The following is an 11,976-nucleotide window of genomic DNA, read 5'->3' on the forward strand; positions in this document are numbered from 1 at the left end:
CTATTAATCCAGGAGAAAATTACTAATGGCAAACCTTAAAGACATCCGTGACAGAATTGTTTCTGTTAAAAACACTAGGAAGATTACTGAGGCAATGCGCCTAGTTGCAGCTGCAAAGGTTCGACGGGCTCAGGAACAAGTCTTGAGAAGCCGGCCTTTTGCAGATCGCCTAGCGCGCGTTTTGGAGAATATCCAGTCACGTATGCAGTTTGATATTGCGGATGCACCGTTATTGAAAACTCGTGATTTAAATAGCATCACTTTGCTTGCTGTTACTGGAGATAGAGGCTTATGTGGTGGCTATAACTCAAACATTATTAAACGTACTGAACAACGTTATGCTGAATTGAAAGGTCAAGGTTATAAACCTGACCTTGTTTTAATAGGCCGTAAGGCTATAACTTATTTCCAAAATCGTGCCAGCCAATATTCGATACGAGCAACTTTTACAGATCTAGAGCAAGTGCCCACCTCGCAAGATGCTGAATCAATAACCAACGAAGTTCTTGCAGAGTTTCTTTCGCAGAGCACAGACCGTATTGAAGTTATCTATACAAAGTTTATTAATTTGGTGAGTTGTGTGCCTGTTGTTCAGACCTTGTTGCCTCTTGATCCTCAGGGAATAGCAGAGCCAGATGATGAAATTTTTAGGTTAACAACAAAAGATAGTCGACTGACTATTGAGAAAGGAACTGCACCATCAAATGAACAGCCTCCTTTGCCTTCTGACATAGTTTTTGAGCAAAGTCCAGAGCAGTTGCTAAACGCATTGCTTCCTCTTTACTTGCAAAACCAGCTTCTTAGAGCTTTGCAAGAGTCTGCCGCATCAGAGTTGGCTAGCAGGATGACAGCAATGAATAATGCTAGTGATAATGCTAAGGAGTTGGCTAAGACTTTGACCCTTGATTACAACAAAGCTCGCCAAGCTGCTATTACTCAGGAGATTCTTGAGGTTGTTGGTGGTTCTTGCGCATAATCTTAGAAAATATAGATTATTTAATACCAATCTTTCATACTGACTATATTGTTGAGTTGTTTGGAGGAAAAGATTCTCCTTGAGATTGAAGTTCTTTCATTTAAGCTTTCAATGGCCAGAACATATGCCATTGCAGGATCTGCGCATGTATCTTATTGCGGAAATAAACAAATATGGAAAGCCATTGCGTTGGGCAATTACTTCTGTTGAAGGTAGCGCTGAGCCTTTTAGGAACAGGAAGGTCAACATTGAGGCAGTGATAAAAATTTCATATTGATGACTTTTGGTGGCCCTTTTATTCCTCTCCCTCCTGCTGCTACTGACTTAGCAGTTATGCCTACCCTGATGCTTGTGCCGTCAGGTATTGGTTGCTCAATAGGTGGTTTTGCGGGTGATGCAATACCATCAGCTCGATTATTGGCAGCGGCTAGTGGTTGCTTGATCACTCATCCAAATGTATTGAATGGTGCAACTCTCTATTGGAGTGATAGGCGCATGCATTATGTAGAGGGCTATGCCCTTGATCGTTTTGCAGCAGCTGAAATTGCTCTGCGGCCAGTGAGATCTCAAAAGATTGGCCTACTTATTGATGCTGGGATTGAGTCGGAGTTGAGATTGCGTCAATTGCAGGTGGCCGATGGATGTCGCGCGACACTTGGACTAAATGTTGGGCCTGTAGTTATTACTGAGGCTCCTTTGGAAATTCATATTCGAAATGGAAAGAGTGGTGCAAGTTGGGGAGAATTAGGAGCACCTCAATTGCTGCTCAAAGCCGGTAAATTGTTGAAGGATCAGGGCGCAACTGCGATCGCAATTGTCACACGTTTTCCTGATGATCACGAGAGCTTGGACTTGGCTACTTATCGCAATGGCCGAGGCGTTGACCCCTTGGCTGGTGCGGAGGCCGTTATTAGTCACCTTTTAGTTGAGGAACTCTGTATTCCTTGTGCTCATGCTCCTGCACTTGCGACCCTTCCATTAAATAGTGATGTTGCACCTGTTTCTGTAGCTGAGGAATTGGGATATAGCTTCCTAGCTTCTGTATTGGTGGGGTTGAGTAGAGCGCCAAATATTGAGCCTATTTCAGGTGAGACTGAGAAGCTACTTTCCTTGGATAAAGATATCCTTAGGGCAGAGCAGATTGGAGCGGTAGTCGCTCCGGAGTCAGCTCTTGGTGGTTCAGCAGTGCTGTCTTCTCTAGAACGTGGGACCCCCTTGATTACTGTCCAAAACAGTTGTCAATTGACTGTTGATAAGAAGTCCTTAGGGCTTACAGACAAGATTTGTAGGGAAAATCGTTTGGAGGTTTTTTCTGCGAAAAATTATTCGGAAGCCGCTGGACTTGTTTTAGCTTTACGAGAAGGAATTTCTTGTGATGCTTTACAGAGGCCTTTGGACTCATTGGTGGAGCAATAGGGCTTCAAATCAAGTTGTAGTTCTAGCGCAAACATGCCATTGGATGGCGCGGAGGTATGTCTAAAGCCTTAGCTACACCAGGATGACATACTGCTCCATTTACTATATTGAGACCAGAAAGTAATTCAGGCCTTTCAGTGACCGCTTCTTCTAGTCCTCTACCTGCAATTCCAAGGATATAAGGTAGTGTGACACTAACCAATGCTTCAGTAGATGTAAAAGGTACCGCTCCAGGCATGTTGCCAACAGCATAGTGTTGAACATCGTGAATAGTGACTGTGGGATGTGTGTGTGTGGTCTCAACGCTTGTAGCCACACATCCTCCTTGATCAATTGCTACATCAACTATTACTGAGCGAGGCTTCATTTGCGTCACCAACTCTTCATCGACCAGTGTGGGTGCTCTCCCTCCTGGTGTGAGGACTGCCCCAATTAGAAGATCTGCTGTAGGAACTAGCCTTTCAACAAGTCCACGACTACTCACGACGCTAATTAGTCGACCGTTTCGATGAGACTCCAATTTTCTTAGCCTTTCTGGGGAACGATCTAGAAGCATCACTTCTGCATCCATACCGGCTGCAAGTCTTGCTGCATTCCATCCAACTGTTCCAGCTCCTAAAACAATCACACGCGCTGGTCTAACTCCTGTACACCCTCCAATTAGAACCCCACTCCCTCCATGAGGGCGTTCAAGGAGATTTGCACCTACTTGAGCAGCTAGTCGGCCTGCAATTTCACTCATTGGTGCGAGTAGTGGCAGGCTCCCATCTTCCATTTGAACTGTTTCATAACCTACAGCTGTTGTACCTGAGGCAATTAATGCTTCCCCTACGTCTGGGTAGGCAGCTAAATGTAAATAGGTGAAAAGGACCATATCCTTTCGCAAGAAACAAAATTCCTCTGCCTGGGGCTCTTTCACTTTTACTACTAGATGAGCAGCCCAAGCCTCCTCTCGATTGACTATATTTGCCCCGGCTTTTGCATAGGCTTCGTCATTAATGCCTGCACCTTGCCCTGCACCAGATTGAACCCGCACTTCTAAACCTTGAGTTATTAATTCTCTTACTGCATCTGGAGTGAGGGCAACTCTGAGCTCATCGGCTTTGATTTCGGTTGGTACCCCTATGCTCGCCATTGGGGCCGATAGAGCGGAGGACGGCATGGATAATTGTTGTTTATCTAAGACTGGCCAAATCTTGCTGTGATTGCCAGTATTTGTATTGTCATGCAGAGGCTATTGGAATACGCCAGCCGGTCCCAAATGCTTGGAAGCTAACTTTTAGTAAAGGTGGTGATTGTTTTCTTTTGAATTCTCCTTTCTTTAGTAGCTGTTTTATATGATTGATTAAATCAGGGCTATATCCTTTGTTGATAAGGATTTCAGTACTAACACGATCTTCTATAAGAGCTTTTAAAAGAGGATCTAATAAGGAGTATTCAGGAAGAGAATCACAGTCAAGTTGGCCTGGACGCAATTCTGCGCTGGGAGCTTTTGTTCGGATTACTTCTCCAATTAGATCACCTTGCAGAGGAAGACCAAGGTTTTTGCGGCAAGTCATTGAAGCAGAACTATCCAGCCACTCGCATAGAGAAAACACAGTTGTTTTATATACGTCTCCAATAACTGAAAGCCCGCCATTCATATCCCCATAAAGTGTGCAGTAGCCAACTGCTAGCTCAGATTTATTTCCTGTGGAGAGTAGTAGATGACCTCCTTGATTTGCTATGGCCATTAACAAAGTTCCTCTAATACGCGATTGAAGATTTTCTGCAGTTATCCCTTCTGGAAATTTGCCTAGGGTGTCCAGAAGACTCAAATTAAAGCTTTTCATGAGCTCTTCTATGGGGATTGTGTGTGATTTGAGGCCCAGAATCTCTGCCAAATTCAATGCATCATTAATTGAGCCTTTTGAACTCCATGGAGATGGCATTAAAATACCCGTAACTTTGTCAGCACCTAATGCTGCTGTCGCAATTACAGCTACTAGTGCTGAGTCGATACCTCCACTAAGGCCTATCAATGCGGTATTAAAGCAACATTTTCTCGCATAGTCCTTGACTCCTAGGACGAGAGCTTCAAATACTTCTTGAAGAGGGTCTTTTTGGAGTTGTAAGGAGAGAGTATTTGGTTCCTTTGTGTCCCAGATAGCAAGTGACTCTTTATAACTTGGCAGTTTCAAAAGGAGTTTATTGTCTTCATTGACAACAAAACTTGCGCCGTCAAAAATAAGTTCGTCATTTGCTCCAACTTGGTTTAAATAAATGACTGGACACTTGAGTCGCTTCGCCGCTCGATTGGCCAATTTTTGGCGTAAAAAATCCTTCGATTTGCTGAAGGGTGAAGCAGAAAGATTGATTAGCAAATCGATTTTATGTTCAATCAAACTTTCAACGGGGTCAGGTCCTATAACCTTTTGCCCCTGAAGTTGTTCTTCTACCCATATATCTTCGCAGATGGTTATTCCAAGGCGCCATACTCTCTCTGCACTTTTTAGTTGCAGGACTCCTGGTTTTTGAGAAGGACGGAAGTAACGCTTTTCATCAAAAACGTCGTATGAGGGTAGTAGTTGTTTACGACTGACTACTTTCCAACCTTCTTTATTGATCAGGGCGAAGGAATTAAAGAGTCTTGGCAATTGTTGATCAGGCGCTTGCTCCGCAATGCCTACTAATACAGATAGTTTGGGACATTCAATGGCGATTAACTTGGAGAGATCATTTAAAACTTGATCTTGTTTATTAAGTAAAGATGTATTCAATAAAAGGTCTCTGGGTGGATAGCCCCATAGAGACAACTCTGGTGTTAGTAATAGCTCTGCGTCTAAGAGTGTTGCTTCTTTGCACGCAACACTGATTCGCTTCCCATTTCCGGAGATGTCTCCCACAAGAGGGTTTAGTTGTGCCAAAGCGAATTTCATTAGGCCTTTGAGGTAAATCCGTATAAGTGATGTTTGAGAAGTAATCTCAAGACAGATGTTGGAATATGAGTTCTTTCAAGATTTGCTCGTATCGTGGAACTTGATGTGGCGGGAATAACTAACGGAAGTAAATCAATTTTCCCTCCTAGAGCTTCGAGCTCTTGTATTTGTTCTGATTTAAGAGGCCAGCCATCTCTGGGTGCAATGGCTAAACGAGTTTTTTGCATAATGGCCTTAGCGTTTGTCCATTGAGGGATTTGAGAAGCCAGATCGCTCCCTATTACAAAAACCAGCTCTGCTGATGGCCAGAGGCTGGAAGCTTTTTTTAAAGTAGAAATGGTCCATGGACTGCTAATTGCCTGTACTAACTCCAAATTAGGATTGTTGATTGATTTGACTAGCGCATTTAAAAGTGATTGTCTTTTTTCTAGAGAGGTTCCATGTGTTTTCATAGGGTTGTCACTAGCCCAAGTGACAACTTTTGGGAAAATAGTTAATAACCCTTCCAGTAAAAGCTGATGACCAACTGTGGGAGGATCAGCGCTAGTTCCAAATAAGGCTATTATTTGTAGTTTACTTGTCATGGGAGAAGAGTATTTGGTTGGCCTGGCGCGTTGAGAATTGGCTTCGGCCAATTACTTAGCCATTGTCTAACTTGAGGATCACTTTTTGCGAGACGTCTCAGCATGTCGCCAGGTTGAACCTCTCGTTGGTGTTTCCCTCGGAGCAGCTCTTGCGCTGTGAGTCGGCCTGTCATTTTTGTTGTATAAACAGCCAAGGCAGCCTGAGCAAAGGCAACTGGAGCGGCTGAAGCAAGGGTTAAACCGCCAGATATTGGAGCTGAAATGAAAAGTACTTGCCGTATCCCACCTAGTACAAGTTGGATTCCGATTTGTGCTCCTCCTAACAGGAAGTTATGAGTTGAAAGTCTCGCCAGTATCTGCCTCGCTGCCGGGCCACCTATTTGCAAACCGTACAAATTGCATAGTTGAATGACCAAGGCAGTGTCACAGGCCATTCCACCAGCTAGGTCAAGGAGTAGGAGTGGATTAGCAGCAACCCCGGAAGCTTTTACTGCTGCAAAGCGACCAATAATGCTTTGAGCTTCTAATTTGCTTCTTTTTAAGCGATTTTGTTTAAGAGATTGGGAGAAATTATCGGCTTGACGGAGAGTATTTAAAGCAAGTATTAGCTCTCCGTGCTTTGTGAGCAGTTTGACCAGGCTTTTACGCAAGGATTCAATTCTTGGAGCAACTGGATAGCTTCTTGCTTTGCCGTCATTTTGCAGTTTCACCTGTCTTGGAGCAGCAGCCACTACTTGAAGTTGTAGTTCAGAGATTCGTCTTGGGAGGCGTCTGCGAATGCTCTTCGTCAGCTCTTCTTGTTCTGTAGGTGACCATTGATCAGATCGGTTTAAAACTAATAAAATTGGTTTGCCACTTTTAAGGAGCGTATCTAGAGCTTCGAACTCAACTCTATTGAGGTCACTATCTATAACAAATAAGATTAGGTCGATTTGAAGCACTAATTTTGCGGCCAAACGGCATCTGCTTTCGGCTGAGATTTCATCTATTCCAGGTGTATCAACTAGCTGAACATATTGAAGTTTTTTTATAGGTTGATCCCAGTAAGTAGTTTGAATATTTCTTGTACAGCCGTGGCCAACATCAGTGTCGAAACATGTTTTTTCAAGCAGAGCATTCAGTAGGCTTGATTTTCCTACGCCGACTCTTCCAAAGACTCCGATGCGTATGCTTTTATTTGTTAATCGCTTTAGTTGGCGGTCTAAAGAAATCAATTCCCCCGCAAGTTGGATCTTTTCTCTATTACTGATATGCAATTCTCTGCGCCATTTACTTAGCAATAACCGGCAGCGCTCCGGAGTGGTTGGGGTCTCTTTCATTGGGTAGATTTCCGCCACCATCCTGCTAGAACAGCCAAAACTGCTTCTGCACCAATTAACCCTACGAAGCCACCAAATTCATCTACAACTACTCGCATACTACGTCTATTCCCTTGGAAGCCCGTAAGTAAGGTATCTGCTCGAATCATTTCAGGAACAAATTCCACTGGCTCGCTTAGTTCGGCAGGGGTCAAGTGCCCTCGCCCTTGAAGAAGAGCTGTGAGTAATCGCTCTCTACTCGCTATTCCAAGAACATTGTCTACTTCAGCTCCTAATACAACCCACCATTGAGAGTTTTTAGTGAGTAGTTTTTGCCTAAGACTTTCAAGAGTTGCATAACCATTCAAAGTTGGTGCTGCAACTCTAGGTGTCATTAGATCTCTAGCAGTGAGATCATTTAGTTGGAAGACTTTGGTTATCATTGCGGCTTCGTCTGCTTCTATTTGCCCTTGTTGTGAGCCTATTTTTGCCATTTGGCGGATATCTTCTTCATCACTACTGATTTCAGTTTCGGCGGTAATTGTTGGCAGTAACTTTTCCAGTAAGCTGACTAAAGGTCTCATTATTAAACTAAGTAGATCTAAAACTGGCGCACATGTAAGAGATACTTCCAGTGCTTTTCTGCTGCCAAGAGATTTTGGAAGGATTTCACCAAGGAGTATTACTAGCACTGTGAGACCAAATGAAAAGAGCGGTAATGCGGCTCCGCTAATCGCTCTTTGTTTAAAAACCCAGGCGGCATAACCCCCAAGCATCATGCTCCCGAATATGTTGAAGCAGTTATTTGCGACCACTAATACCGAAAGAGTTCTTCCAAGTCTCCGTTGCAGTTTCGCAAGACGCTTTGCATTGGCAACTGGTTTTGTTCTAGCGGCTAATTCATGAATCCTTACAGGATTGACTGTAAGAAGAGCTGCTTCAACCCCAGAACAAAAGGCAGAACCTGCAATTACAGCCACTACAAGAAGTACTAATAGCAGAAGGTCTGAACTCATGCTTGAGATGTTGTTAGAGGGATTTTGGACGGCATGGAAGAATCCATGATTGCTTTATTTGCAAGAAATGAAGTGGCTGCAGCTTAAGTACTACTTAAGTCTATGGATTGTTGAAGGGGGGGGAGAGGTTGTTTCATACAGCCCAACCAATCGAAGAGTTGGTAATCGCTTTGGGTAGTGATTCAGTTTTTCGTTTATACATCTAGTGGTTGAATCAGCCAAGTGCTTTTCCTATTAGCTTCAATAGTCACCCTATTTGCTCATCGAAGGTCTGTTTACCCAGTAAGTTTAAGGCCCACTCCCTTTTGGTTTGGCATGAATTCTGAGTCTTCGCTGTGATTAATTTGATTGACTTTTCAAAAAGGCGCGAAAGATTTCTTGCGAAATTAGAAGGGAAAGCGGCAGTTATTCCAGCTGCATCGATGGTTGTTCACCATGCTGACTGTGAGTATCCATTTAGGCAAAATAGTGATTTTTGGTATTTAACAGGCTTTGATGAGCCTGATGCAGTTGCTCTTTTTTTGCCTCATAGAGACAAAGGAGAGCAGTTTGTACTTTTTGTTCGGCCTAAGGAACCTGAAAATGAAGTTTGGCATGGTTCGCGTTGGGGTACGAATGGCGCCATAGAACATTTTGGGGTTGACATTGCTCATCCATTAAGTGATTTAGAAGACTACTTAGTCGATTACCTTTTAGGGGCTAAAGGGATAGCTTTCAGAGTTGGTAAACATCCCAAGATTGAAACTTTAGTTTTGCGGGCTTGGTGTAAACAACTCGATCATTCCTCTAAAAGTGGTCAAGCGGCATTCGGTTTATTTGCACCCTGTTCAATCCTTCATGAAATGAGGCTTAGAAAGGAGCCTGAGGAGTTGGAGCGCATGAGGGAGGCTGCAAGAATCTCGGCTGAAGCACATGAAATAGCCCGTAGGTTTGTTAGACCAGAAATTAATGAGCGACAAGTTCAGGCAGTTCTGGAGAATTATTTTTTGGAGCAGGGAGCAAGAGGACCTGCTTATGGATCGATTGTTGCTGGCGGTGATAATGCTTGCGTACTCCATTACACAGCAAACAATTGCACACTTAGGTCTGGGGATCTGCTGTTAATTGATGCAGGATGCTCTTTAGTTGATTACTACAACGGTGATATCACCCGTACTTTCCCTGTTAATGGTCGCTTTACTCCTCAGCAGAGGGACCTTTATGAAGTTGTCCTCGCTGCTCAAAGAGCTGCCGTAGAGGATGTTGTTGTTGGTCATGATGCTGAAGGAGTGCACTTAACAGCGCTGCGTATTTTGGTGGAGGGGTTAATAGAACTGGGACTCTTGGTCGGAAGCACTGAATCAGTCATTGCAGAAGGTAGTTATCGTCATCTTTATATGCATCGAACAGGTCATTGGCTGGGATTAGATGTACATGATGTCGGTGCTTACAGGCTGGGTGAATATCCCGTGGAGTTGGAAGAAGGAATGGTCCTTACAGTTGAGCCTGGGATATACGTAAGTGATCGCCTTGCTGTTCCTGAAGGGCAACCTGAAATAAAGGACCATTGGAAGGGTATTGGTATTCGAATTGAAGATGATGTTTTGGTAACAGGAAATGAGCCTGAAGTTTTGTCTGGAGATGCCCTAAAGTCGATTGACGATTTAGAAGCTTAAATAGGTTATTGGCCTATGATTTTTCTTTGATCAGATTATTAGATGAAGGGGAAATGTATAGCATCAGTTGTTTTGCAGAGTATCCTTTCAGCACCTGATTTGATAAGTTTATTTTCATATTCTTTGCGGGTATTTTGGTGTTGGACTCCCTGAAGATGTGGAGGCGCTATAGCTAAACTGATAAATGTTTGCCCCGGCAATTTTTTCCTTGCTTCTTTAATTGTTAGAACATCTGCGACTGTGTCTCCTAGATATCCAATGGGTGGGAAGTTCGCGCCAAGCTGCCCTTTGCCAAGACTGTTGGCTAATTGCAAAAAACCTTGAGGGTTTGGTTTGTCAGGAGCGTCTCCCATCGCAATTAGGGGGGGGTTCTTGAGACCAATCCGGTCCTCAAGAACAAACCTTGCTGATTCGGGTTCGGCCCCACTAACAAACCCCCACGTAATTTGCTTGAGGCTTAAGGCTTCAAAAAAATCTTTTTCAACTAGTAAAGGTTCGTTTCGGATAAATCCTTTCCATTCAGTTCGGTCGGCTGTGAAAGGATCCCCTCCAAAATAAAATCCACTAAAGATCTCAATCAAGTGACTTCGAGAAGGTGGATTTAATGACAAGTTCTGGGCATCTTGGAATCTTTTTATAAGCTCAAGGCTGCAATCCCAATCGTTATTCCAGCTCCCTTCGGCCTTGAGGCTGTCAATCTCCTTGAGGGCCGGCTCCCAGCCGCAGAAATGATTAACGGTTCTTTGAATGGCCAAACGGTAGCTTTTAGAGACGTCTCGAATGACCCCGTCAATGTCGAATAGAAGCAAACCTTTCAAGCTTTAATTAATTGCAAGTTTGTAGGGCTGTTAGGTTAGTTGTTTATTCAAACTCTTAGATCGCTGAAATGACGGTATCCGAAGGCGCTGCCGCTGACCAGGAGGTCGCAGCAAGTACTCCTGTTAATAATTCAGAGGCCGTATCTCAGCCTAAAGATAGTGCTGAGGATGGTTCAGCTGCAAAAGCTGGTCGTCCTGTCATACATGGTGGGACAGCCGCTCTGGCTACCGCGACTATTGATGCTGATGGAGTCCCTTCAGGACATACCCCAAAAGCTGATGAGGGTCGTTTTTTGCTAAAAATTCTTTGGTTGCCTGACAATGTTGCCTTAGCAGTAGACCAAATTGTTGGTGGTGGTCCTAGCCCTTTAACGGCTTACTTCTTTTGGCCTCGAGAAGATGCATGGGAAACTCTAAAAGGAGAGCTAGAGGGTAAAAGCTGGATAACTGATAATGAAAGAGTTGAGGTTTTGAATAAAGCCACTGAAGTGATTAATTATTGGCAAGAGGAGGGCAAAGGGAAAGGGCTTGAAGAGGCAAAGCTTAAATTTCCAGACGTGACTTTCTGCGGGACTGCTTAGATACAGCCGCCACCTAGCTTTCTATATATTGGCGAGCTGTTGAATGTTCTATAACGCATCTTTCTCAAATAAATCTGCCGCTTCGATAGTCGCTTTTACATTAAATAAGTCTTGTGCAATTTCTTTTCTTATAGTGAAATTATTTATTCCTTGATGAGAAAGTCTGGTTATTTCTGACTTGTTTCTAATGCTGGCTACAAGTAGCTGACAATTGCTTTCGGATTCTTTTAAAATTTTTTGCATTGATATGAGTTCTTTTTCGCCGTCTTTTCCATGATCATTAATTCGGCCTAAGTAAGCAGCTATATAGCTTGCTCCTAATGCAGATGCTATTAGTGCTTGCTCTGCTTCAAAGCAGGCAGTTAAGGTCACTGCAATATTTGATGCTATTAATATTTTTGCGGCTTTTGTACCATTTTTTGTTATAGGAATTTTTATAAATACTTTAATTGAGGGGGTAGCAAGTTGAGCCAATGCAAAACCACAGTCGATGATTTTGGTGGCTGTTTCACCCCAGGCTTGAATATGAAGTTCTTTTATCCCAAGTTGTTCTGCTTCTTTTACAAATCTCCGGAAATTAATTATTTCTGATGACTCTTTAGATGCTTTAAGTAGAGAAGGGTTAGTAGTGATTCCTGAAAAAAGTCCTAATGGTAAACATTCAGCCCAGGCTGTTCTGTCAGCACTGTCAAGAAAAAGTTTAAGTCCCATTCA

At 43.4% G+C, this 11,976-nt stretch carries 10 protein-coding genes and 1 pseudogene; 4 read left to right on the forward strand and 7 right to left on the reverse strand.

Going from position 1 to position 11,976, the window contains the following annotated elements; all coding sequences use genetic code 11:
• The first annotated feature begins 25 nt into the window (after window positions 1-25).
• A complete protein-coding gene (locus SOI83_RS08125) occupies window positions 26-976 on the forward strand; it encodes a F0F1 ATP synthase subunit gamma (protein WP_320676171.1) in 951 nt (316 codons plus the stop codon).
• A 276-nt stretch (window positions 977-1,252) separates the two neighbouring features.
• Window positions 1,253-2,392 carry a DUF3326 domain-containing protein gene (locus tag SOI83_RS08130; RefSeq protein WP_320676172.1) on the forward strand — a complete coding sequence of 380 codons (1,140 nt, stop codon included), beginning with the start codon at window positions 1,253-1,255 and terminating at the stop codon, window positions 2,390-2,392.
• A 22-nt stretch (window positions 2,393-2,414) separates the two neighbouring features.
• On the opposite strand, the gene ald is transcribed toward SOI83_RS08130, so the two are convergent.
• The 5 genes from ald to SOI83_RS08155 all read right to left on the reverse strand — a co-directional run bounded on the left by ald (window position 2,415) and on the right by SOI83_RS08155 (window position 8,208).
• Window positions 2,415-3,554, reverse strand: coding sequence for an alanine dehydrogenase (ald, locus tag SOI83_RS08135; RefSeq protein WP_320676173.1), 1,140 nt, complete (start codon window positions 3,552-3,554; stop codon window positions 2,415-2,417).
• Window positions 3,555-3,615: 61 nt separating this feature from the next.
• The gene (locus SOI83_RS08140; protein ID WP_320676174.1) at window positions 3,616-5,310 is read right to left on the reverse strand and encodes an NAD+ synthase; all 1,695 of its coding nucleotides are present in this window, start codon (window positions 5,308-5,310) and stop codon (window positions 3,616-3,618) included.
• Complete coding sequence (locus SOI83_RS08145) at window positions 5,310-5,894, reverse strand: nicotinate-nucleotide adenylyltransferase (protein ID WP_320676175.1); 585 nt, start codon at window positions 5,892-5,894, stop codon at window positions 5,310-5,312. The genes SOI83_RS08140 and SOI83_RS08145 overlap by 1 nt, the downstream gene beginning before the upstream one ends.
• The gene (locus SOI83_RS08150; protein WP_320676176.1) at window positions 5,891-7,213 is read right to left on the reverse strand and encodes a GTP-binding protein; all 1,323 of its coding nucleotides are present in this window, start codon (window positions 7,211-7,213) and stop codon (window positions 5,891-5,893) included. Before SOI83_RS08150 ends, SOI83_RS08145 begins: the two co-directional genes overlap by 4 nt.
• Window positions 7,210-8,208, reverse strand: coding sequence for a hemolysin family protein (locus tag SOI83_RS08155; protein ID WP_320676177.1), 999 nt, complete (start codon window positions 8,206-8,208; stop codon window positions 7,210-7,212). The genes SOI83_RS08150 and SOI83_RS08155 overlap by 4 nt, the downstream gene beginning before the upstream one ends.
• A 335-nt stretch (window positions 8,209-8,543) precedes the next feature.
• On the opposite strand from SOI83_RS08155, the gene SOI83_RS08160 reads away from it, so the two are divergent.
• A complete protein-coding gene (locus tag SOI83_RS08160) occupies window positions 8,544-9,863 on the forward strand; it encodes an aminopeptidase P N-terminal domain-containing protein (protein ID WP_320676178.1) in 1,320 nt (439 codons plus the stop codon).
• Window positions 9,864-9,901: 38 nt separating this feature from the next.
• On the opposite strand, the gene SOI83_RS08165 is transcribed toward SOI83_RS08160, so the two are convergent.
• Entirely contained in the window at window positions 9,902-10,681 is a 780-nt protein-coding gene (locus tag SOI83_RS08165) for a TIGR01548 family HAD-type hydrolase (protein ID WP_320676179.1), read from the reverse strand.
• A 68-nt stretch (window positions 10,682-10,749) separates the two neighbouring features.
• Here SOI83_RS08165 and SOI83_RS08170 point away from each other — a divergent pair.
• Window positions 10,750-11,247 (forward strand): annotated as a pseudogene (locus SOI83_RS08170) (30S ribosomal protein PSRP-3); the annotation flags it as partial.
• Between the two features lie 63 nt (window positions 11,248-11,310).
• On the opposite strand, the gene SOI83_RS08175 reads toward SOI83_RS08170, so the two are convergent.
• Entirely contained in the window at window positions 11,311-11,973 is a 663-nt protein-coding gene (locus SOI83_RS08175) for a transaldolase family protein (RefSeq protein ID WP_320676181.1), read from the reverse strand.
• Window positions 11,974-11,976: the final 3 nt, after the last annotated feature.

The sequence above is a fragment of the Prochlorococcus sp. MIT 1300 genome (genome assembly GCF_034092375.1).
Lineage (GTDB): Bacteria > Cyanobacteriota > Cyanobacteriia > PCC-6307 > Cyanobiaceae > MIT-1300.

Excerpts from the sequence above, each read along its gene's own strand:
- SOI83_RS08125 (WP_320676171.1), top strand. The coding sequence starts at position 26 with ATGGCAAACCTTAAAGACATCCGTGACAGAATTGTTTCTGTTAAAAAC.
- SOI83_RS08130 (WP_320676172.1), top strand. The coding sequence starts at position 1,253 with ATGACTTTTGGTGGCCCTTTTATTCCTCTCCCTCCTGCTGCTACTGAC.
- ald (WP_320676173.1), bottom strand. The coding sequence starts at position 3,554 with ATGCCGTCCTCCGCTCTATCGGCCCCAATGGCGAGCATAGGGGTACCA.
- SOI83_RS08140 (WP_320676174.1), bottom strand. The coding sequence starts at position 5,310 with ATGAAATTCGCTTTGGCACAACTAAACCCTCTTGTGGGAGACATCTCC.
- SOI83_RS08145 (WP_320676175.1), bottom strand. The coding sequence starts at position 5,894 with ATGACAAGTAAACTACAAATAATAGCCTTATTTGGAACTAGCGCTGAT.
- SOI83_RS08150 (WP_320676176.1), bottom strand. The coding sequence starts at position 7,213 with ATGAAAGAGACCCCAACCACTCCGGAGCGCTGCCGGTTATTGCTAAGT.
- SOI83_RS08155 (WP_320676177.1), bottom strand. The coding sequence starts at position 8,208 with ATGAGTTCAGACCTTCTGCTATTAGTACTTCTTGTAGTGGCTGTAATT.
- SOI83_RS08175 (WP_320676181.1), bottom strand. The coding sequence starts at position 11,973 with ATGGGACTTAAACTTTTTCTTGACAGTGCTGACAGAACAGCCTGGGCT.